Here is a 20,970-nt window from a genome sequence, read left to right on the forward strand (position 1 = left end):
GCCGCTTGCATGCGGCAAGTCCTTCGGCAGGCGTCGCACAGCACGCAGGTGCTGTGCTCGGTCCGGCCGAAGTACGTCAGCCCCGAAGCCCCGCGCCGAACTCGCGCCGCTACGCTCTGCTCAAACAAGCGTCGCGAGTCAGAGCACGAAGCGCGCTGCGCGCGCGGGCTTCGGGTCTTCCGTTCCTCGGCGGGGCTAAAAGGGGGCATGCTGAAATACATCCACCGCCCGGCTATTGGGCTTGGCTGTTCGGCTGTTTCAAAGGGTCCCCTTTGGAGGAGCCGAGAAGCGCAGGAGCCCGAGGCGCTCGCGAAGCGAGCTTCGTCAACTGACTCCGCGCAGCTGTTTGACCGCAGCGTAGCGAAGGGAGTTCTGCGCGGGCCTCGGGCTCCGAGCATCGCAGGGCACCCCTCGCAGAGGGGCGACGGAACAGGGGCGACTTTTTGCCTTCTTTTTGGTCGCTCAAAAAGAAGGTCGCCCGCCGGGGCGAACTCCCGGCATGGGCCTCACGCGCCATCGCACCGCAAGGACAAAACTACCCGACAACGAGAGGATGAAACCGAACGCCTTGTACCGCCAAGCCGGTACCCGCCAGCCGGCAAAGACGCCTCCGGTTGCTATCCTCAGGCGCATCAACCCAAGGAGAAAACCAATGAAAACCACGCTCATCGCCGCCGCCTGCCTGACCGCCGGTTCCCTGGCACTCGCCGCCGAGATCACCGTGCCCGTCAGCACGGCAGAAAAGCAAGGCGCCGGGCAGCCACTGGGCACCGTCAAGATCGTCGAGACGCCCTACGGCCTGGCCTTCTATCCCGACCTGAAGGGGCTGCCCGCCGGCCTGCATGGCTTCCACATCCACGAAAAGCCCTCCTGCGCCCCTGCTGAAACCAACGGCGCCACCGTGCCGGCCGCCGCCGCCGGCCCCCACCTCGACCCGGCCGGCACCAAGAAGCACGGCGAACCCTGGGGCGACGGCCACCTGGGCGACCTGCCGCCGCTGTACGTGGGCGCCGACGGCAACGCGACCTCGCCCGTGCTCGGCCCCCGCCTGAAGCTGGCCGACGTGAAGAACCGCGCGCTGATGGTTCATGCCGGGGGCGACAACCACGCGGACCACCCCGCGCCGCTGGGCGGTGGCGGGGCGCGCGTGGCGTGCGGGGTGATCGGCGGCTAGCGTGACCTGATCAGCCGGACCTCGACCTTGTCCAGTTCACCCACCTGCCCCTTGGCCCAGTCAACTAGCGTCTCTCGCACCTCTGGATCGAGCGGTGATGCACGGGTGAGGACGGAAAGGCTTGGATGATCCGAGCAACCTGGCTTCGCCGGCTTGTCAAAGCAGGAGGGATAGTGAACAACGCCGAAGGCGATGAGGTGCTCCGGGTCCTTAAAGATGACCGCTGCCTTTTCCATGCAGCTGTGAGCACGGCAGGCAGACGCGAGGAAAAGGGGCGAGCTGCCGATCCGAACGACCGCATCGGGCGGACCGCCCAGGCCCGCCACCATCTGGTCAGACAAGAGGCCGCCGTGCCAGTAGTAGGTCGCATGCATGCGCCCGAAGAACGCAGTCAGCGATGCGGCGAAGGTCTTGTCCCACACGAGCTGGTTGGTATCGCGGAACGAAGCCGGGTCCTTCGCAGCGGCCGTGAATGACGCAAGGGCCAGCACTAGCAGGGAAAGCTGCCGCTTCATGCCCCGCCCCGGACTGGCGTTGCGCTGAAAAGTGGCGGCAGTCTGGAGGCGTTGCAGCACGGTGGGTTCCTTGGCGTGGCGCGTCGGCTTGTCGTTGCGACGCATGGCGGCCATGGTCGCCGGTCATGCGGCAAGACACAAGAAAGGCGGCAGGCGGGTGTCTTCCGTGTGCACGGAAGAAGTCTTCCGGAGCGGGTTGGAAAACGACAGGGCACGGCGATTGACGAGGAACGCGTCCAGATAATCCCGCCATGCCCCGCATCGCCGTCATCGAAGACGACCCCACCACCAGCGAGCAGCTCGCCGGCTGGATACGCGCCGCCCGCCCCGAGCTGACCGTCGACCAATGGTTCGACCGCGACGCTGCCGAGGCCGCGCTGCTGCGCGAGCGCTACGACCTCGTCGTGCTGGACATCGAGCTGGGCCGCGAGCGCAATGCGGGCGTGGCGCTCATCAACGAGATCAACAAGCAGGGCCTGGGCACGCCGGTGCTAGTCGTGTCGGCCATGCCGGCGGCGATCTACCGCAGCATCATGAAGGCGCTGGACGCCTGGGACTATCTGCAGAAGACGACCTTCGACGAGGCCGAGTTCGTCGAGACCTTCCTGGACATCCTGCGCACCGCGCGGCTGCGTGAACCTGCACCGAAAGCCACGGCCAAGCCCGCCGACGACAGCCTGCAGCTCGACCCGCTGAAGCAGCGCACGCCGATGTGGCGCGGCCAGCGCATCAACCTGCCGCTGACGGCGCAGCGCATCCTGGCCTCACTGCATGCGCGCACCGGCGAGGTGGTCAGTTATGAGGACTTGTTCGACGTGGTGAAAAGCGGCCGCAACCGCGACAACGTGCGCAAGCATGTGGCGACGATCCGCGACGCGTTTCGCGACGTGGACCCGGCGTTTGATGGCATCGAGAACATCCCGATGCGGGGCTTTCGGTGGATTCGCTAAATTATGTTGGTTATCTTGCTTACCAACGCTATATTAGCTAATCTCCACTCCCTCCAGAGCGCACCATGACACCAGGCGACCTCCTCGCAATCCTCGCGATGGCCGCCCTTCCTTACGTTCTGAAGGAAGAGCAGCTCAGCGCCGCAGAGGCGCTAATCAAATCGGAAAAAATACAGGGAAAGTTCGTCTACAGCAAAGGGCGCTACGACTGCGGGAAGCTCATCGCCGGCAAAGTCACCCGCTTGCTCCTCAGCGAGCCGACCTGAACAGGTCGATGCCTGCACGCTGTTCGACAGTCCAAGGGGCGTGCTAAATTCTCTTGCGAGAATATTTATCTTTTCGCTGATCATTCTCTGGAGCAGCAATGGATATCTCAGCAGTGCGACGCGATAACGTCAGAGCGCTGGTTAAGGCCAACGGTGGCAATACGGCAGTAGCTAAACGACTAGGTCATCAGAATGGATCTTTCCTCAGTCAACAGATCGGCCCCAATCCAATCCGAGATGTGACGGAAAAAACAGCGCGGGCCATTGAGGAAGAGTTCAACCTTGCGGCAGGATCGCTTGATAGGCCCCCAGAATCAGCGTCCGCAGGTCTGTCGCTTGAGCTTGTTAGCGCGGCGATCAAATTGATAGGCCAAGTGTTTGAGCACGAGTCCGTCAATGTGCAGCCTGCTAAATTCAGTGAAGTAGTCGTTATGGTGCTCGCTGACAGCTTGGAGCATGGCGGCATGCTTCGCGAAGCTCATGTACGTGCTCTCGCCCGACTTCTGAAATGACGCAGGTATGAAGCTCGGCCGCGTCGAGCTGCCTCTGCCCGAGTTCGCCGACATGCCGCGCTTAGGGCTAGCGGCCTTCCGCAACCGCATCGTCTTCCACCTCGTCTTCATCGCGCTGGCACTCGCCACGCTGGCGCTGGCCGTGGCGCTGCTCAACGAGGAGCGCCAGCGCAATGCCCAGCGCTACGAGCAGACGTTTGCCAGGTCGCTCGGCGAGGTGATTGCCCAGCTGCGCCATCCGTCCGGCCAGCTCGCGCTGCTGAACCCCGCGCCGCCGCAGGTGGACGCCGGTTGGGTGGCGCCGCTGGTGCTGCCCTTCGGCGCCATCGACTTCGACGACGCGACCAAGGCGCAGCGCGCCATCGAGATGGCCGGCTGCTCGCTGCAATACCCCGGCGGCGCCAGCCTGTGCGTGGCCGTGGGCAGCAATGCCTATGCGGGCGGCTTCGTCTACCTGGTGGCCGGCGTGGATGCGCCGCCGCTGGTGAGCCGCGAGCGTGGCGCGCTGGACCTGGCCGACGTGCACCGCGTGCGCATCAGCCTGAAGCGCGACGGCGTGGAGCAGCATTGGCTCGCGCCCGTGGAGATGCTGGATGCCCAGCGCGGCCAGCTGCCGGGGTTCCTCGCTGAAGGCGCGGTGCTGCCGCGCAAGGCCCGGCCGCAACGCGACTTCCGTGGCTGGGTCTGGCGTGAAGGGCCTTGCCTGTCGAGCGCTGAGCCCTGCCCGCGCCGCACGACGATCTCCATCCGCCTGCCCGTCGAGGCCTTCCGCGAGGCGCTGTTCCGCTCCGGCGGCCCGCAGTGGCCGCCGGCCGACCTGTCGCGCACGGGCCTGCGCCTGGCGCTGCTAGGGCCGGCCGGCACGACGCTGTTCGACAGCGCCACGCCCGGCGCCCAGCCGCCGCTGACGCTGGCGCGGCTGTCCGGCACGTTGTCGCCCGGCGGGACGCTCCAGATCACGCACGGCGGCCATGTCGTGGCGCTGCTGCAAGGCGCCGACGATACCGTCACACCGCCGTCGCCGTGGCTGACAGCGCTGATCCAGCACCTGCCCGCACCCGCCACGCCGCGCCGCCTGCAGGCGCAGGACACGGTGACGACGCCGGCCGGCCGCTTTGACGTCACGCTCACCGGCGACCTGCAGGGGCTGGACCGGACGCTCAGCGCCAGCGCCGCGCGCCTGGCCTGGCCGGTGGGCGCGATGCTGGCGGCGCTCGGGCTGGCCTGGCTCATCATCGAGATCGGCCTGATCCGCCGCGTCGCCAGGCTCACCAGACGCGCCGCCGCGCTGTCGCATCAGCTGCAGCAACCCGAGCGCTTCGAGCTGGGCACGCTGGACGTGGCCGACCTGCGCGGGCGCGACGAGCTGGGCATCCTGGCCGGCACGCTGGCCGACCTGCTGCAGCACGCCCGCGACAGCCTGCGCCGCGAGCAGCTGCGTGCCGAGCGCGAACACGACCAGTGGCACGCCGTGGGCCACGAGATCATGTCGCCGCTGCAGTCGCTGATGCTGCTGCACGCGGCCGACGCCGACCCGAGTCGCCGTTATGTGCAACGCATGCAGCAAGCCGTGAAGGTGCTCTACGGCCAGGCCTCACCGAGCGAAGCGCTGGCCGCCGCCACGCTGGCCGTGGGCCGGCTGGACCTGGACGCCTTCCTGCGCGGCGTGGCCGGGAACGCGGCCTACGCGGGCATCGCCGACGTGGCCTACACCCCGGCCGCCGAGCCGGTGTGGGTGCAGGCCGACGACTACCCGCTGGAAGACGCCATCACCCACGTGCTCACCAACGCCGACCGCCACCGCGTGGCCGGCACGCCGATCACGCTGGTGCTGCGTGTGGACGGCGAACTGGCGACTGTCGAAATCCACAACCAGGGCCCGGCCATCGCCGAGGACCTGCTCGCGAGCATCTTCGACTACGGCGTCAGCGATGCCGAGCCCGAGGACGGTGTGCGGCGCGGGCAGGGCCTGTTCGTGGCCAAGACCTATCTGGCCAAGATGGGCGGGAGCATCGGCGCACGCAATGTCGCGGACGGGGTGGTGTTCGAGATCGGATTGAGGCGCGGCTCATGAAGCTCTCCACCTGCATGGCCGTGGCGCTCGTCGCAGCACTGGCGGCAAATGCGTGGGCGGACGAGGCCGGCTGGCGGCAGCAGTGCCCCGGCGCGGCGGCCTGGAACGACACGCATGCGGACGAGAGCCCGCAAGCCATGCAGCAACGCGACGGCGCGCGCCGCCTGACGCAGCCCGAACTGCTGGCCGAGTTGCAGGCACGGGTGAATGCCGACCAGGACATGCGCCGGCAATACCTCGCGAACCGCCAGTCCCGCGTCGCCCTTCAGGCGGCGCAGCGCACCGACGCCGACAACTTCGCGTGGCTGTCGCGAAGAATGGCGCGCGACGGCCTGCCGACCCTCGAACAGGTCGGCGAGTACGGTCTGCATCTGGTGTGGCTGCTGGTGCACCATGCCGACGCGCACCCGGCGTTCCAGCAGCAGGCGCTGGAAGAACTGCAGCGCCGCCACGCGGCGGGCGGATTCAACAGCGCCGACCTCGCCCGGCTGACCGATCGCGTTCGCGTCAAGCAGCATGCGCCGCAACCCTACGGCACCCAGCACGACTGGGGTGCCGGCACGCTGGACACGCAGCCTGTAGGCGACGTGACCACCATCGACGCCAATCGCTCGGCGCTGGGGCTGATGCCGCTGGCCGACTACGGCTGCATGATGCACGCGCTGCGCAAGCCGCCCGGCGCGAACTGACGGCGGCGCGGCAGACCGCGTCAGCCGCCTCGCTTCACGCGCTCCAGCAACGCCCGTGCCGCCAGCTCCGACGTGAGCGACAGCTCCAGCGGCGCCCGCACCAGGCCGGCGTGGCCATACTGCAGGTTTTCGTAGACCTCGGCGGCGGCGGGGAAGTGGTCGAGCAGGCTTGGCAGCGCCTCATGGCCCTGCTGCTCGCGCAACTCGTCGCTCAAACGGCCCACCAGCAGCTGGTACTGGTGCGGGTCTGCCGCGCGCCCCTGGCCTTCCAGCGCTTGCAGCAGGTGCGCAAGGCGGCCAAGTGACAGCAGTTCCGACGGGACGGTGAGCTTGATGACTGACGGCATGAGGGCTCCGGTAGCAGCGGGGGTTGAACTCCAGATGCGCTCGGCACCGCGCATTTCAAGGCGCTGGCGCGTGGCATCCGTCACGCCAGCCCAGCACAATCGCCGCAGCCCCCACACGACGGAGCATCGACATGAGTTTCTCGCCCGACGAGGTCTACGGGGCGGCGCCGTCGTGCCGCGCGGCGTGTGGCACACGGCCGAGGTGTTCAGGCCCAGCCGCATGTTCTTCATCACGGTGGGCGCCGGCACCGAGCACCGCCGCGCCTGAGCCCACGCACCCTCACAAGGAGCCTCCATGCCTCGCGACATCGTCTACACACCCAAGGCCGCCAAGCCACCGCCGACCTACAGCCAGGCCGTCAAGGCAGCGGGCCTGGTGTTCGTCTCCGGCACCGCGCCGACCGACCCGCAAACGGGCCAGTTCGTCGGCAGCACCGTGCAGGAGCAGACGCGCCAATGCCTGACCAACATCGCCGCCATCCTGGCGGCGGCGGGCAGCTCGATGGACAAGATCGTCAGCGTGACCATCGTGCTCGCCGACGAAGACGACTTCGCCGACATGAACGAGGAATACCTGCGCTGGTTCCCGGTCGACCCGCCGGCCCGGCAGGGCGCCAAGCTGCCGGCGCGTGTGCCGGGGCTGAAGGTGTCGATCGCGGCGATTGCTGAGGCCTGACGCGCAAGACCGCCCGCCGCCGCCTGCCATCAGGCACCCTCGACCGCATCCTGCTGAAAGGCCCCCATGCTCAAGACCGCTGCCGCGCTGATCGCGCTGACCCTGGCCCTGCCGGCCGTTGCAGCCGAGCTGCGCGTGCCCCTGCCCAACCGCGACGATCTGGTCATGGACCTGCCCAACGGCTGGCATGGGCAGATCAACCGGCCGCGCGCGGAACTGCCACCCACCGTGGCGATCTCCGGCCCGAATGCCGCCACGCTGCAAGTCCTCGTCACGCCCATCTGGCCGATGGCTGGCGCCAAGGCACCGGCGCCGGACGACATCCGCGCCATGGTGCAGCGGGCGTTGGACCGGACCCGCCCGCGCGCCGTCGAACCTGAACTCAAGCTGCACGACCTGGACGCGACGGGCAAGGTGGGCTACTACTTTTCGGCCACCGACGCCGCGCCGGCGCCGGGCGAATTCAAGTCCATGACGCAGGGCGCCGTCGGCATGGGCGAGCTGCGCGTGACCTTCACCATCCTCATCAACGGCGAGCCGGCCGAGCCCACGTCGCAGGCGCTCGCGCTGCTGCGCTCGATGCGGCGCGCGCCCGGCTTGAAGACGCTGTAGCGCCGATGCCGATGCCGCTGGCGTCGCGGCGGCGGCCGTCAGTCGGGCAGCTCGGCCTTGAAACCGCCGCGATCACCGCCACCTCCTTCAGCCGCACGCTTTACGGGGCCGCCGCCTGCCTCGCCCCTCGATGAAATCACTCGGTAAACGCGCCACCGGCCTCCGCCTCGAACGCATGCGGGCGTCGCCGCTGTACCGCGTGACCGACACCGGCGAGGGCTTTCGCAACGTCCACCCCATCCAGCCCGGCCTGCGCGACAGCACCGAGCGGCCGTCGCTCGGCGACTTCATCTGCGCAGACGGCCGTCGCACGCCGGGGGGCCCGCTGCCGTCGGTCAACCCGTTGGACGCCTGGCTGAAACCCACCGACACCGGCCTGCGCGCGACGTGGCTGGGCCATTCGACCGTGATGATCGAGATCGACGGCCTGCGTGTACTGACCGACCCGGTCTGGGGCAAGCGCGCGTCGCCTTCTCAACTGGCCGGGCCGAAGCGCTTCCAGCCCGTGCCGCTGGCGCTCAAAGGCCTGCCCAAGCTGGACGCCGTCGTCATCTCGCACGACCACTACGACCACCTCGACATGGGCACGATCAAGGAGCTGGTGAAGCTGCAGAGCGTGCCCTTCATTACGTCGCTGGGCGTAGGCGCCCATTTGCAGGCCTGGGGCGTGCCGCCGGAACGGATCATTGAGCTGGACTGGTGGGAGCACTGGCAGGCGCCCGGCGCGGAGCTGCGCATCCACGCGGCGCCGTCGCAACATTTCTCGGGCCGCTCGCTGACCGACCGCAACGCCACGCTGTGGTCGTCCATCGTCATCGAGACGCCGCAGCACCGCGTCTTTTTCAGCGGCGACACGGGCCTGACGAGCGAGTACGCCGCCATCCGCGATCGCTTCGGGCCGTTCGACCTCGTCATGCTCGAAGTAGGCGCCTTCCACCCGTCCTGGGGCGACATTCACCTCGGGCCGGAGAACGCGCTGAAGGCCTACCAGCTGCTGGGTGGCGGCGCGTTTCTGCCGGTGCACTGGGGCACGTTCTCGCTGGCGCTGCACGACTGGGATCAGCCGGCCGAGACGCTGTTGGAACTGGGCCCGAAGCAGGGCGCGCAGCTGCTGATGCCGCGCCTGGGCGAAGCCGTGGAGCCGGCGCACGGCGAGGCCGTGACGCCGTGGTGGCGAGCGGCGGATGCGCCGTCGGCGAAGCGGGCGAAGCCGGCCGAGCCGGAGGACCCGAGCAAGATGCCGAAGGCGATGCCCTGGCCGCTGGACTGAAGCCCTGGTGACGCCGCAGTCGGGACATGCCGACACGTCTCAGCTCGCCACCGCCATCCTTTCTGCCAGCCAGTCCACAAACACCCGCACCCGCGACGACAGCTGGCGGGCGTGCGGGTAGAGCACGTAGACCGGCATGGGCGCGGGCTGCCAGTCGGGGAAGACAGCCACCAGCTCGCCGTTCGCCAGCTGAGCCTCGGCGGCATAACGCGGCATCTGGATGAAGCCCAGGCCGGCCAGGCAGCAGGCGGCGTAGCCGGCGGCACTGTTGACGGTGACGGGGCCGCGTAGCGTGAGGCTGTGCGGCTCGCCGTCGACGATGAAGTCGAAGGGCAGGGCGCGGCCGCCGCTGCCGGCGTAGTTGACGGCGTCGTGCTCGCTGAACTCCGCCAGCGTGCGCGGCGTGCCGCGGCGGGCGAGGTAGCCCCGGCTGGCGCAGGTGACCTGTGTCAGCAGCGCGACGCGCCGGCCCACCATGGACGAGTCCTTCGGGTCGCCCGAGCGCAGCACGCAGTCGATGCCCTCGCGCACCAGGTCCACCAGCCGATCGCCCAGGCCGATCTCCAGCTCGATGTCGGGGTAGCGGGCGTGGAAGTCGCCCAGGTAGGGCAGCACGAAGCGCAGCGCCTGCGTGCCCTGCAGGTCCACGCGCAGCTTGCCGCGCGGCTTGAGCTGGCTGGCGCGGAACAGGTCCTCGGCCTCGCCCACGTCCTGCAGGATCTGCTGGCAGCGCGCGTAGTAGGCCTGGCCGTCAGGCGTGGGGCTCACATGCCGCGTCGTGCGGTTCAGCAGCCGCACGCCCAGCCGCGCTTCGAGCTGCTGCACGGCCAGGCTGACCGAGGCGCGCGGCAGCTGAAGCGCGTCCGCCGCCTTCGTGAAGCTGGCCAGGTCGACGATGCGTGTGAACAGCTGCATCGCGTCGAGCCGGTCCATGTAGCGCTCCGATTGTTCAGGCAGATTGGATTGTGATGTGCGGATCAGCCGGTCTATCCGATTGGTTCTGACCAATACATTGGTCCATCCCCCGAACCGGAGCCCCTCCATGACTCAAGCCCTCACCTCCCCCGTCGCCATCGTCACCGGCGCCTCGCGCGGCATCGGCGCGGCCATCGCCAGGCGCCTGGCGGCGGACGGGCATGCCGTCGTCGTCAACTACGCCGGCAGCCGCGCCGAGGCCGAGCAGGTCGTCGCCGCCATCGTCGCAGCCGGCGGCCGCGCCATCGCCGTGCAGGCCGACGTGGCCGAGGCGGACTCGGCCCAGCGCCTGTTCGACGCGGCCACCGAAGCCTTCGGCGGCGTGGACGTGCTCGTCAACAACGCCGGTGCCATGGCCAGCGAGCTGCCCCACCTGGCCGACACCGACGACGCCACCTTCGACCGCCTCTTCAACATCAACGTGAAGGGCAGCTTCCTCGCCATGCGCGAGGCCGCGAAACGCCTGCGCAGCGGCGGCCACATCATCAATTTCTCCACCAGCGTCATCGGCCTGGCGTTGCCGGGCTATGCCGTCTACGCGGCCAGCAAGAGCGCCGTCGAGACGATGACGAACATCCTCGCCAAGGAGCTGCGCGGCCGCAACATCACCGTCAACGCGGTGGCGCCGGGCCCCACCGCGACGGCGCTGTTCCTGGACGGCAAGACACCCGAGCGCGTCGAGCAGTTGGCCAAGATGGCGCCGCTCGAGCGCCTGGGCCAGCCTGAGGACATCGCCAATGTCGTCAGCCTGCTGGTGGGGCCGCAGGCGGGCTGGGTCAACGGCCAGACGCTGCGCGCCAACGGCGGCATCGTCTGATCAGCTGAACCACCCCAACGGGTTGAGGAAAGTGATGCGCAGCTTGCCGCCCACGACCTGCACCGAGCGCAGCGCCAGCTTGGCGAGCCCGCCGCGCGTCGTGTCGGTCTTCAGCGTGTAGAGCGGCACGTTGCGCAGGATGGCCTCCATGACCTTGGGGCCACGCGCGCGCACCACCTCGTCGAAGTCCGGCGCGTTGCCCGACATGCGGAACTCCGACACCGCCACGTCGTCCAGGTAGAACGAGCCCGTGTCGGGCACGTAGCGCGGCTTGCCGGTGAAGGCCACGGTGCCCGGCATCGTGCGCTTGCCCAGCGTGGCGGTGAACTGCGCGGTTAGGCCGACGCGATCCGAGCCTTCGTCGAGCCGCAGCTTCGGCTCGCGCAGCTCGAAGCAGACCACGCGCAGCAAGCATTTCTCGGCCGGGAACTTGGGGTCGAGCTGCGCCTGGATCTCCTCGCGCGACAGCTCGATGGCCATCTCGGGGCTGAACGTCTGCACGGCCCACCAAGCCACGGGGATGGCGACAACGATCAGCAGGGCGATGACGATCAGGCGGCGCTTGAGCATGTCGTTAGCGGTGAAGGGGCGAGGCGAGCGAGGCACCGATGTTCGCATCAGGCGCGCCGTGGCTTCTGCCTGGCCGCTGCGGCCAGCTCCTGTGCACTGAGCTGCCACTCGGCGTTGCCCACCACGCGCTCGACGACACAGTCGATGAAGGCGCGCACCCGGGCCGGCTGCGCGACACGGCTGCCGTAGTACAGGTAGAGCCCGAGATGGCTGCTGATGTGCGCAGTCAACAGCGGCACCAGGCGCCCGGCGCGCACGAGCGGCGCCGCTGTCACACCGACGAGCTGGCCGATGCATTGCCCGGCCACGACGGCGTTGGCCTCCAGCTCGACATCGTTGGTCATGACGACCGCAGCGACATCGCGCGTGACGATCTCGCCGCCCACCATGAACTCCCACGGCATGGGCTTGCCGGTGCTCGGGTGGCGAAAGCCGCTACAGCGGTGGCGGGCCAGCTCGTCGATGCTCTGCGGCGCGCCGTGCCGGGCGATGTAGCCGGGCGCCGCGCAGACGATGAGGGGCAGCGGCAGCAGGTGGCGGGCGATGACGCCGTCGCTGGGCGGCGAACCGGCGCGAAAGCCCACGTCCACGCGCTCCTCGACCCAGTTGCCGATGCGGTCGTCGAGCTGCACGTCGGGCTCGATGTCGGGGTGCTGCGCGCAGAAGGCCTCCAGCACCGGCCACAGCACGGGCAGCATGATGGAACGCGGCGCGGCGATGCGCAGCGGCCCGGCAATCTCGTTACGACCCTGCCGGGCGCCGTGCAGCGCGCGCTGCAGCGCCTGCAGCCCGGGCCCGGCCGCGCCGAGAAAGCGCTCGCCCTCCTCGGTGAGGCTGAGCTTGCGCGTCGTGCGGTGGAAGAGGCGCACGCCGAGGTGAGCCTCCAGCTGCGTCAGCGCCTGGCTGGCCGCCTGCGGCGTGATGCCCTGGGACACGGCGGCCTGGCGCAGGCTGCCCAGCTCGGCGGCCTTGGTGAAGACGGCGACGGCGCGGAGTTCGTTGAAGGCCACTGTCACGAATCCCTTGCTAATCAATGAAGTGATTCTGGGCTAGTTGACGATCAATCAAGCCCCTAAATTTCGCTCCATCGGCTGACCTCGATCCTTCAACCCACCCTGGAGCACCCCATGACCCCCACCCCCATCTTCAAGCGCGTCTGGCTCATCACCGGCGCCTCGCGCGGCATCGGCGCACGCATCGCCGAGGCTGCGCTGGCCCGGGGCGACGCCGTCGTCGCCACGGCCCGGGACGCCACCGCCATCGACAAGCGCTTCGGCACTCAGCCCGGCCTGCTGGCCGTGGCGCTGGACGTCACCGACGAAGCGCAAGCCGTGGCGGCCACCGCAGCGGCGCTGGCCCGCTTCGGCCGCATCGACATCCTCGTCAACAACGCCGGCTACGGCCTGCTCGGTGCCGTCGAGGAGGCCAGCGCCGACGAGGTGCGCCGGCTGTACGACACCAACGTCTTCGGTCTGCTGAACGTCACGCGCGCCGTGCTGCCGCAGATGCGCGAGCGGCGCAGCGGCCACGTCATCAACATCTCGTCGCTGGGGGGCTACCAATCGGGGGCGGGCTTCGGCGTCTACTGCTCCACCAAATTCGCCGTGGAAGGCCTGACCGAGGCGCTGCACGCCGAGCTGGCGCCGCTGGGCATCCACGCCACCGTCGTCGAGCCGGGCTACTTCCGCACCGACTTCCTGGAAGGCCAGTCCCTCGTCACGTCCCCACGCGTGCTGGGCGACTACGCCGCCACGGCCGGCGCGGCGCGTCAGGCCGCCCGGCAGATCAGCCTGAACCAGCCCGGCGACCCCGAGCGTCTGGCGCAGGCGATGCTGGCGCTCGTCGACGCGGAACAGCCGCCGCTGCGCCTGCCGCTGGGCACGGACACGCTGCGGGTCATCGCCGCGAAGCACACGTTTGTTGAAAGGGAGACGGCCGCATGGAAGGCGTTGGCCGCGTCGACAGACTTCCCTGAACTGCAAACGGCCTGAGCTCTAAGCGCCCGTGCCACGGCCAACGCGCGCGCGGCGGGGTCAGGCTGTCCATCAATTCGCTCGAAAGGCGCAAAGAACATTCGACCGGAACCGGCTTTATCCACCAGAAGGCGGTCCATAAGATGGCTTCACACAGCTTGCAACCCGACACCATTCGCGAAAGTAGCCCACACATGAGCAACCCCTTCGAACGCCGCCGGATGCTGCTGGCGACCGCCGTTTCCCTGGCCTGCGCCGCAACGCTGCCAGCGCTTGCGCAAGCACCGGCACCGGCCGCCGTCGAACGCGATGGTGCCGGCCAGACGCTGCAGGACCTCTACCAGGCCGCGCTGAAAGAAGGCGGCACCTTGACCGTCTACGCTGGCGGCGACGAGGTGACCCAAGGCTTCGGCATCAAGGCCGGCTTCGAGAAGCAGTTCCCCGGCATGAAGGTCGACATCGTTGTCGATCTCAGCAAGTACCACGATGCACGCATTGAGGAGGAACTGCTGCGCAAGGACCTGAAGGTCGATGTCGCTCACCTGCAGACGCTGCACGATTTCGACGACTGGGCCGCCCGCGGCCTGCTGCTGCCCTACAAGCCGATCGGTTGGGAGCAGATCCCGGCCGCCTACAAGGACCCGCAAGGACGGTTCACGGGCCTGGTCATGCTGACCTTCGCGAACAGCTACAACAAGAACCTGGTTCCCGCCGACAAGGCGCCGCGCGACTACGCGGACTTCCTCAAGCCCGAGTTCAAGAACCGCATCGTCATTGCCTACCCGCATGACGACGACGCGGTGCTGTACGTCTTCGACAAGATCGTTCAGAAGCACGGCATCGGCTTCATCGAGAAGCTGCAGGCCAACGGCGTGCAATGGGTGCGCGGCACGCAGACGCCGCGCGACGCTGTTGAGGCGGGCAAGTACGCCGTGTCGACCGGCACGTCGGGCAACTTCGTGCCGGTCGAGTCATCCAGCGTCCGCTTCGTGCTGCCGACGAACGACCCGTTCCTCACCTGGGCGCAAACTGGCGCCATCTTCAAGGACGCGAGGCACCCGGCCGCGGCCAAGCTGTACGTCAGCTGGACGTTGTCGCTGCCGGCCTCATCCAACCCGCGCCAATTCCCGATCCGCAAGGACGTCGCACCGCCGGCTGGCTTCAAGCCCCTCGATCAGTACAACACCAGCCCCGAGGACTTCCATGCCTTCATGCGCGACCGCGCGCGGGTCGAGCGGCTCAAGAGCCTGTTCGAACGGCTGATCGGGCCGGTGCAGGGCATCTCACCGCTGAAGGATTGAAGAACCGCCCGCGCCAGCGGCCGACGCCGTGAACAGGCCCGATGTACCGAGCCCGCCACGAGGCTTCACCACGTTGCACTACATGCACCACCCGCTGTGCGGTGCCATGCCGCCGCACAGCTGATCCAGGCCCAGCCCGGCGTACGGTACCGGCCGCTGCAACATGCCCACGATCCACGCCACCTACGGCCCGCGTCGTCCGCGCCGGCGTTGATGCTGGCGGGGCTGGCTGGCCTCAGCCGCGCCGCCGGCCGTGGTCGTGCACCAGCTCGCCGTCGGACTTGGTGAACGGCGGCAACGGGCCGACCGGCAGCAGCTCCAGCACCGCCTCGGACGGCCGGCACAGCGCCGTGCCCAGCGGCGTGACGACGATGGGGCGGTTCAGCAGGATGGGGTGCTGCGCGATGGCGTCGAGCAACGCTTCGTCGTCGAGCGCGGGATCGTCCAGACCCAGCTCCTCGAACGGCGTGCCCTTCTCGCGCAGCAGCGCGCGCAGCGGTTGACCGGTGGCGGCGGCCAGCGCGCGGATCTCGTCGCGGCTGGGCGGCGTCAGCAGGTACTCGACGACGCGCGGCTCCAGGCCGGCGTGGCGGATCAGCGCCAGCACATTGCGCGAGGTGCCGCAGGCGGGGTTGTGGAAGATGGTGATGTCGGTCATGGCGGTGGGGCGTTGGGGGCGCGGGGAGCACCCAGGGCGCGGTGGGCAAACAGGGCCAGCAGCGCGCCGGCGAACTCGGCTGCCACAAAACCCGGCACGCTGGCCGGCGCGATGCCGGCAAAGCTGTCGCTGAACATGCGACCGAAGGCCGCCGCAGGGTTGGCAAAGGACGTGGATGCCGTGAACCAGTAGGCCGCGCCGATGTAGGCCGCCACCATGGCCGGCGCCCGACCAGCCGGCGCGCGCAGGATGACCAGCAACAGCCCAAACGTGGCCACCCCCTCGGCGAGCCACTGCCCCGCGCCGCCGCGCACACGGGTGGAGAACTGCAGCAGGCTCATGTCGAACATCGCATGGGCCAGCCAGGCGCCCGCAACGGCGCCCAGCAGCTGCGCGGCGACATAGGGCAGCAGCGCGGCCAGCGGCAGCTCACCGCGCCAGGCCATCACGGCGCTGACGGCGGGGTTGAAGTGCGCGCCGCTGACGGGGCCGAACACCTCGATCAGCGCGTACAGCCCGCCCACGGTCGCCAGCGTGTTGGCGAGCAATGCGACGGCCACGTTGCCACCCGCCAGCCGCTCGGCCATGACGCCCGAGCCGATGACGACGGCCAGCAGCAACGCCGTGCCCAGGCCCTCGGCGAGCAGCGCGCTGCGCAGGCGGGGTAGAGCTTTCAACAGCAGCCGCCCGACGCCTTCACCGGAATGGCCACGGGCTTGGATTGCGTGGCACCTGCGCAGCAGGCCGATGCGGCGGGCTCTGCCGCGCGGTCCACACCGAAGGTGGGCGTGTCGTGCAGCGTGTGGAACTGCTCCCAGGCGATGCCCTGCGGGTCAGTCACCCAGTATTTGTCGCTGCGCGCATAGCAGCAGGTCGTCTCGCCCTCGTCCTGCAACGTCATATCGGCCGCCTCGGCCTGCGCCTTCAGTTCGACGAGTTCTTCCTCGCTGTCGGTCTGGATGCCGAGATGGTCCACCCCCGGCTTGCCGCCGCGCGTGGAGATCGCGAAGTTGATGCGCGGGTCGTCGAGCATCCATTTGGCGTAATCGCCCTCCAACCGCGTGGGCGCGGCGCCAAACAGCTTGGCGTAGAAGGCCACGCTGGCCTGCAGATTCTCGACGTGGGCATGCACATGGAAGCGCTTCATGGGGAACTCCTCGGTTCAGCAGCAAGAGGTGGTGGAAGAAGCCGGCACGGCGCACGCGGCGCCCTGGCAGCAGTTTTCGGTGAGATAGCCCAGCACCGCGTTCATGCGCGGGTAGGCCGCGCGGTAGATGAGGTTGCGGCTGGCGCGCTCCTGCGTCACCAGCCCGGCGTTCACCAGCTCCTTCAGGTGGAAGGACAGCGTGTTGGCCGGCATGCCCAGACCCTCGGCCATGGTGCCGGGCGTCAGGCCCGCCTCGCCGGTGACGACGAGGGCGCGGAACACCTTGAGCCGCACCGGTTGGGCCAGCGCGGCGAGGGCTTTGATGACGTCTTGTTCATCCATAGTTCCAGAATACTCGAACCATTGAGCAGGCGCAAGCCACCTCTGGGGCCGGATGTTCTGAAGGCTGGCGCGCAAGGCTTCGGCCAGTTGCGGCAGCCGCACAATCGCGCCGCTGAACAGACACCTCCTGCCGATGCGCCTCCCTGCTGCCCCGCGTTCCCTCCCCTTCGCCCTGCTGCTGACCGCAGCCTTGGCGCTGCCCGGCTGCAAACGCCTGAGCGACGTGCCCGCCGCGCTGCCTGCCGCCTCCGCCGTGCAGGACGCGAGTGCCACGACGCAACTGCGCACCGAGGCCGACGGCCTGCTGGCCCTGCACCGCCAGATCGTCGTGCTGATGGACGGCGAGGCCGCGCTGCCACCCACCCAGCGCCGCGAGGTGCAGGCGCTGGGCCAGCAGCTCTTCCACGAGCTGCTGCAGCGCCAGCAGCGGCTGGCCGACGCGGCGCTCAAGCCGGAATCGCTGGAGGCGACGGCGGCGCTGCTGACGCGCATCGAGAGCGAGCCGGGCTGGTTCGACGCCGACCGCCTCGCCTTCAAGGAGGTGCTGGGTCAGCTCGCCACCGGCCTGAAGAACGCGCAGACGCTGGACGCCATCAAGCTGGCGCGCCGCGCGCAGGACGACCTGGACACGCTGGCCGAGGTGGAGAAGGCCTACGAGCTGGAACTCAAGGACGTTTTCGGCGGCTTTGCGAAGCGAGGCATCGAGCTGAAGCGCGAGCGTTGGGCCGACTACGTCGCCAAGCTGCGCGCCCTGCACACGCGCGAGGCCGTGCTGAAGCAGCACGGCGCGCAGCTCCCCGCCGCGCAGGACATGTTGCCCGAGCCGCCCGCCTCGGCTGCGTCAGGCGCCATGCGCGGCGTGGCCGCCAAGGAGCGCGAGGTCTTCGGCGACAAGCTGCCGCCCAAGACCGTGCTGCTGACCTTCGACGACGGCCCGCACGCGCGCTACACCGACGAGATCCTGGAGATCCTCAAGCGCTACCAGGCGCCGGCCGTGTTCTTCGAGCTCGGCCAGAACCTCGGCAAGGTGGATGCCGCCGGCCAGGTGCAGCCCGGCAAGGGCAGCGACGTCGCCAAGCGCGTGCTGGCTGCGGGCCACCAGCTGGCAAACCACAGCTTCACGCACGGCTTGATGAGCAAGTTCGAACTGGTGAAGGTGAAGGAAGAGGCCGCCAACACGGAGGCGCTGCTGGATGCCGCCGGGCGCAGCGGCGACGCGTTGTTTCGCTTCCCCTACGGCGCGCGCAACGACGGCGCGCTGACCACGATTGAAGCGCTGAAGCTGCGCTCGATGATGTGGAACGTCGACTCGCTGGACTGGAGCGACCCCATCCCCAAGAGCATCGCCGCGCGCGTGATGGCCGAGCTGGACAAGCAGCAGCGCGGCATCGTGCTCTTCCACGACATCCACGCCCGCACCGTGCAGGCGCTGCCGCTGGTGCTGGACCAGCTCGCCGCCGAGGGCTGGCGCTTTGCGAGCTGGAAGGGCGGGCAGTTCGTCGTCTCCAACGAACGCGCGGCGGCACCGCCACCGGCAGCCGGCGAGCTCTACCGCGAGAGCCATGCGCTGGTCATCGGCATCAACCAATACGCGGCCTGGCCCAAGCTGTCGCACGCGGTGCGTGACGCGCAGGCCGTGCGCGAGTCACTCGTCACGCGCTTCGGCTTCAAGGCCGACAACGTCACGCTGCTGACCGACGCCGACGCCACGCGCGCCAATATCCTGAAGGCGCTGAACGAGCGCTTCGGTGACGCCAAACGCGTGAAGCGAGACGACCGCGTCTTCGTCTTCTTCGCCGGCCATGGCAGCACGCGCAAGCTGCCCAGCGGCCGCGAGGTGGGCTACATCGTGCCGGTAGACGCCGGGCTCAACGACCTGCAGGCCGACGCCATCGCGATGCCGCAGCTGCAGGAAGTGGCCGAGGCCATCACGGCCAAGCACGCGCTGTTCGTCATCGACGCCTGCTACTCCGGCCTGGGCCTGACACGCGGCGGCTCGGCCGCGGCGGACAGCAACTTTGCCCTCACCAACGCCCGCCGCATCGGCCGCCAGATGATGACCGCCGGCGGCGCCGACCAGCAGGTGGCCGACGACGGCCCCGGCGGCCACTCGGTGTTCACTTGGACGCTGCTGCAGGCGCTCAACGGCAAGGCCGACCTGAACGGCGACGGCCTCATCACCGCCACCGAACTGGCCGCCTACGTGGCGCCCGCCGTGTCGGCCATCGCCCACCAGACGCCCGCCTTCGGCAGCCTGCCGGGCTCGGAAGGCGGCGAGTTCATCTTCGAACTGCCGACGGCGCAGGAGCCCGGCCTCAGCGGCGCCGTGGCTCAGCTTGACGACAAGGCCAGCCGGTTCGCGGCCAAGCTCGACGAGGCCAGCAGCGCCGGGCGGCAACCCTCCGGTGCGGCCAGCGGCGTGCAGGTCACCATCAAGGGGCTCGACGGCAAGGACCAGGCCCTGGCCGCCACGACCGCCCGCGTCGACCCCGGCGCCCGCGTGGCCGCCCAACGCGCCAACGACCGCGGCCTGCAGCTCTACCGCGAGCGCCGCTACGACGACGCCGAGGCCGCGTTCAAGGAAGCGCTGCAACTGCAACCCAAGTTCGCGCTGGCCGCCAACAACCTTGGCTTCGTGCTCTACCGGCGCGGCAAGTTCGCCGACGCAGCGGTCTGGTTCGAGAAGGCCGTCGAGATGGACGGCAGCCGCGCGCTGGCCTGGCTCAACCTCGGCGATGCGCGGCTGCAGGCGGGCGACGAGGGCAAGGCGACGGCGGCATATAAGACTTTCCTGGAGCTGGCGCCCAGGCATGCAAGGGCGGCGGAGGTGCAGGGGTGGATTGCGAGTCCGTCGGAGGGGACGAGGCCGAGGGCGTTGTGAGAGAAGAAGGCTTCTGCAGCTGAGCTTTAAGCACCGAATGTCTAAGCGGCACCGGTCTAGGACATCAATCCGGCTGATACTGCTGTCGGCCCAACTACTAAAGAGTTTCGAGAATGGCTACGTCACCAACGCCCGCTCCTGCACCCGCACCAAGGCAGCCCGAGCCAGACGTTCGTAACGATCCTCGTCGTCCAAGCAGAGGTTGATTTCGGACATGTCCGAGGACAACAAGAAACCACCTGTTCGCCCTGCGAGGCAACCCACGCCAGACATCAGGGTACGTCGCGACTCGTCAACAGGAACCTTTGTTTCCGCTGGGTCTTCTCGCACCAAAGCGCCGGCTAAGAAGGCCGCCCAGGCTCGGGTAGGCAAAAAGCAGAAAAAGTGACGCCTATTTGCTGACGCAGCTGAGCCTCATTGAAGCACTCGATGCGACGGAAGGCAGAGCCACTGTGCAATCTATTGCGAGGGTACTAGGGCGCTGTTTCACCGGTGGCGGCAAAACCTGCAGCACCACAACAAAAGCTGCCACGGTAAACGCAGGCGTCAGACATGCGGCAAGACGAATGTGATTGAGTCGACTGCTGCGTTCGCGGTTTATCTTTGCAGCGTCTTGGATTCGGATTTGGACAGCCCGCAACTCCTCTTCCCGAAGTTTGTTCCAGGGGCGCTGCTCTGCCTCATCGCAAAGTAGGTTCTTGGGATCTTGAAACGCTGCGGGGAAGCTCGCAAATCGCATTCCCACGGCTACTAGCCAAACGGCAAGCCAGGTTAGGTAGATGCATGCAGCGGCAAATGCCAACGGCAGCGGCGTCACTTGCTCTCCATTGCTCAACTGCGAGAAAAGAGGCGCAGCGGAAGCGCCTGCTCCCGCGACCCCTGCAAGCAGAACCGTCAGCGTAACTTGGGCTTCTTTGGAGACAATTTCAGCGGTTGCAAACCTTGCTTTGATGTTGTCGGCCGCCTGCTTCTCCATCCACTCGAGGCGTTTAGCGCGCTGCCCTGGATCATCCTGCTGATCAAGCGACGGTAGGCTATCGCCGCCCTCCATTTCAGGCGCGTCGCTGGGATTTGGCAAGAGACTCATGGCTGCATCTTCCACGTTTTGACTCGGTACTAACGCAGCGACCAGGTTCGTAGGTCAATGGGTATGTCAGCGAACCCCAACATCACCACTAGCGTTGCAAGCGAGTTCACGCGCTGCCCAAGTCCTCAAGTAAT

At 68.3% G+C, this 20,970-nt stretch carries 24 protein-coding genes; 14 read left to right on the forward strand and 10 right to left on the reverse strand.

All coding sequences use genetic code 11. The annotated features are described in order from the left end of the window. Positions 1–652: 652 nt before the first annotated feature. Positions 653–1,174: a superoxide dismutase [Cu-Zn] SodC gene (gene sodC / locus ABIS05_RS11735; protein WP_348010061.1), complete on the forward strand. Its 522-nt coding sequence runs from the start codon at positions 653–655 to the stop codon at positions 1,172–1,174. On the opposite strand, the gene ABIS05_RS11740 is transcribed toward sodC, so the two are convergent. After that, complete coding sequence (locus ABIS05_RS11740; protein ID WP_348063260.1) at positions 1,171–1,803, reverse strand: hypothetical protein; 633 nt, start codon at positions 1,801–1,803, stop codon at positions 1,171–1,173. The genes sodC and ABIS05_RS11740 overlap by 4 nt on opposite strands. A gap of 137 nt (positions 1,804–1,940) precedes the next feature. On the opposite strand from ABIS05_RS11740, the gene ABIS05_RS11745 reads away from it, so the two are divergent. The 5 genes from ABIS05_RS11745 to ABIS05_RS11765 all read left to right on the forward strand — a co-directional run bounded on the left by ABIS05_RS11745 (position 1,941) and on the right by ABIS05_RS11765 (position 6,180). Then, positions 1,941–2,639: a response regulator gene (locus ABIS05_RS11745; protein ID WP_348010063.1), complete on the forward strand. Its 699-nt coding sequence runs from the start codon at positions 1,941–1,943 to the stop codon at positions 2,637–2,639. A 65-nt stretch (positions 2,640–2,704) separates the two neighbouring features. Next, positions 2,705–2,905: a hypothetical protein gene (locus tag ABIS05_RS11750; RefSeq protein WP_348010064.1), complete on the forward strand. Its 201-nt coding sequence runs from the start codon at positions 2,705–2,707 to the stop codon at positions 2,903–2,905. Between the two features lie 98 nt (positions 2,906–3,003). Next, the gene (locus ABIS05_RS11755) at positions 3,004–3,417 is read left to right on the forward strand and encodes a hypothetical protein (protein WP_348010065.1); all 414 of its coding nucleotides are present in this window, start codon (positions 3,004–3,006) and stop codon (positions 3,415–3,417) included. A gap of 7 nt (positions 3,418–3,424) precedes the next feature. Next, positions 3,425–5,491, forward strand: a complete 2,067-nt coding sequence (locus ABIS05_RS11760; protein ID WP_348010066.1) for a HAMP domain-containing sensor histidine kinase — start codon at positions 3,425–3,427, stop codon at positions 5,489–5,491. Further along, the gene (locus ABIS05_RS11765; protein ID WP_348010067.1) at positions 5,488–6,180 is read left to right on the forward strand and encodes a DUF6624 domain-containing protein; all 693 of its coding nucleotides are present in this window, start codon (positions 5,488–5,490) and stop codon (positions 6,178–6,180) included. The genes ABIS05_RS11760 and ABIS05_RS11765 overlap by 4 nt, the downstream gene beginning before the upstream one ends. A 20-nt stretch (positions 6,181–6,200) precedes the next feature. Here ABIS05_RS11765 and ABIS05_RS11770 read toward each other — a convergent pair whose 3' ends face one another. Further along, positions 6,201–6,527 (reverse strand): hypothetical protein, encoded by a 327-nt coding sequence (locus ABIS05_RS11770; protein WP_348010068.1) that lies wholly within the window; start codon positions 6,525–6,527, stop codon positions 6,201–6,203. Between ABIS05_RS11770 and ABIS05_RS11775 the strand changes: the two genes are divergently transcribed. The 4 genes from ABIS05_RS11775 (at position 6,526) to ABIS05_RS11790 (ending at position 9,085) form a co-directional block, all read left to right on the forward strand. Then, the gene (locus tag ABIS05_RS11775) at positions 6,526–6,795 is read left to right on the forward strand and encodes a hypothetical protein (protein ID WP_348063261.1); all 270 of its coding nucleotides are present in this window, start codon (positions 6,526–6,528) and stop codon (positions 6,793–6,795) included. The two genes, ABIS05_RS11770 and ABIS05_RS11775, sit on opposite strands and share 2 nt — an antisense overlap. Positions 6,796–6,822: 27 nt before the next feature. Next, positions 6,823–7,203 (forward strand): Rid family hydrolase, encoded by a 381-nt coding sequence (locus ABIS05_RS11780; protein ID WP_348010070.1) that lies wholly within the window; start codon positions 6,823–6,825, stop codon positions 7,201–7,203. 66 nt (positions 7,204–7,269) lie between these two features. After that, entirely contained in the window at positions 7,270–7,815 is a 546-nt protein-coding gene (locus tag ABIS05_RS11785; RefSeq protein WP_348010071.1) for a hypothetical protein, read from the forward strand. Positions 7,816–7,945: 130 nt separating this feature from the next. Beyond that, positions 7,946–9,085, forward strand: coding sequence for an MBL fold metallo-hydrolase (locus ABIS05_RS11790; RefSeq protein WP_348010072.1), 1,140 nt, complete (start codon positions 7,946–7,948; stop codon positions 9,083–9,085). Positions 9,086–9,124: 39 nt separating this feature from the next. On the opposite strand, the gene ABIS05_RS11795 is transcribed toward ABIS05_RS11790, so the two are convergent. Next, positions 9,125–10,018, reverse strand: a complete 894-nt coding sequence (locus ABIS05_RS11795; protein ID WP_348010073.1) for a LysR family transcriptional regulator — start codon at positions 10,016–10,018, stop codon at positions 9,125–9,127. Positions 10,019–10,127: 109 nt separating this feature from the next. Here ABIS05_RS11795 and ABIS05_RS11800 point away from each other — a divergent pair, with 109 nt between their 5' ends. Continuing rightward, the gene (locus ABIS05_RS11800; protein ID WP_348010074.1) at positions 10,128–10,877 is read left to right on the forward strand and encodes an SDR family oxidoreductase; all 750 of its coding nucleotides are present in this window, start codon (positions 10,128–10,130) and stop codon (positions 10,875–10,877) included. On the opposite strand, the gene ABIS05_RS11805 is transcribed toward ABIS05_RS11800, so the two are convergent. Beyond that, entirely contained in the window at positions 10,878–11,447 is a 570-nt protein-coding gene (locus ABIS05_RS11805; protein WP_348010075.1) for a DUF1439 domain-containing protein, read from the reverse strand. Between the two features lie 47 nt (positions 11,448–11,494). Beyond that, positions 11,495–12,457 carry a LysR family transcriptional regulator gene (locus ABIS05_RS11810; protein WP_348010092.1) on the reverse strand — a complete coding sequence of 321 codons (963 nt, stop codon included), beginning with the start codon at positions 12,455–12,457 and terminating at the stop codon, positions 11,495–11,497. A gap of 117 nt (positions 12,458–12,574) precedes the next feature. Between ABIS05_RS11810 and ABIS05_RS11815 the strand changes: the two genes are divergently transcribed. Next, entirely contained in the window at positions 12,575–13,438 is an 864-nt protein-coding gene (locus ABIS05_RS11815; protein ID WP_348010076.1) for an oxidoreductase, read from the forward strand. Positions 13,439–13,614: 176 nt separating this feature from the next. Beyond that, complete coding sequence (locus ABIS05_RS11820) at positions 13,615–14,721, forward strand: ABC transporter substrate-binding protein (RefSeq protein WP_348010077.1); 1,107 nt, start codon at positions 13,615–13,617, stop codon at positions 14,719–14,721. Positions 14,722–14,956: 235 nt separating this feature from the next. On the opposite strand, the gene arsC is transcribed toward ABIS05_RS11820, so the two are convergent. Genes arsC through ABIS05_RS11840 form a run of 4 tightly spaced genes read right to left on the reverse strand, consistent with a single transcriptional unit; the run spans position 14,957 to position 16,868 of the window. Next, on the reverse strand, positions 14,957–15,379 hold the full coding sequence (arsC, locus tag ABIS05_RS11825) for an arsenate reductase (glutaredoxin) (protein ID WP_348010078.1): 423 nt from the start codon (positions 15,377–15,379) through the stop codon (positions 14,957–14,959). Continuing rightward, positions 15,376–16,056: an MIP/aquaporin family protein gene (locus ABIS05_RS11830; RefSeq protein WP_348010079.1), complete on the reverse strand. Its 681-nt coding sequence runs from the start codon at positions 16,054–16,056 to the stop codon at positions 15,376–15,378. The genes arsC and ABIS05_RS11830 overlap by 4 nt, the downstream gene beginning before the upstream one ends. After that, complete coding sequence (locus ABIS05_RS11835; protein WP_348010080.1) at positions 16,053–16,526, reverse strand: ArsI/CadI family heavy metal resistance metalloenzyme; 474 nt, start codon at positions 16,524–16,526, stop codon at positions 16,053–16,055. The genes ABIS05_RS11830 and ABIS05_RS11835 overlap by 4 nt, the downstream gene beginning before the upstream one ends. Positions 16,527–16,541: 15 nt before the next feature. Next, complete coding sequence (locus ABIS05_RS11840) at positions 16,542–16,868, reverse strand: metalloregulator ArsR/SmtB family transcription factor (protein WP_348010081.1); 327 nt, start codon at positions 16,866–16,868, stop codon at positions 16,542–16,544. Between the two features lie 133 nt (positions 16,869–17,001). Between ABIS05_RS11840 and ABIS05_RS11845 the strand changes: the two genes are divergently transcribed. Further along, positions 17,002–19,749, forward strand: coding sequence for a polysaccharide deacetylase family protein (locus ABIS05_RS11845; RefSeq protein WP_348010082.1), 2,748 nt, complete (start codon positions 17,002–17,004; stop codon positions 19,747–19,749). Between the two features lie 391 nt (positions 19,750–20,140). On the opposite strand, the gene ABIS05_RS11850 is transcribed toward ABIS05_RS11845, so the two are convergent. Beyond that, positions 20,141–20,836 carry a hypothetical protein gene (locus ABIS05_RS11850; RefSeq protein WP_348010083.1) on the reverse strand — a complete coding sequence of 232 codons (696 nt, stop codon included), beginning with the start codon at positions 20,834–20,836 and terminating at the stop codon, positions 20,141–20,143. Positions 20,837–20,970 lie beyond the last annotated feature (134 nt).

This window comes from Roseateles sp., from assembly GCF_039929605.1.
Classification (GTDB): Bacteria; Pseudomonadota; Gammaproteobacteria; order Burkholderiales; family Burkholderiaceae_C; genus Pelomonas.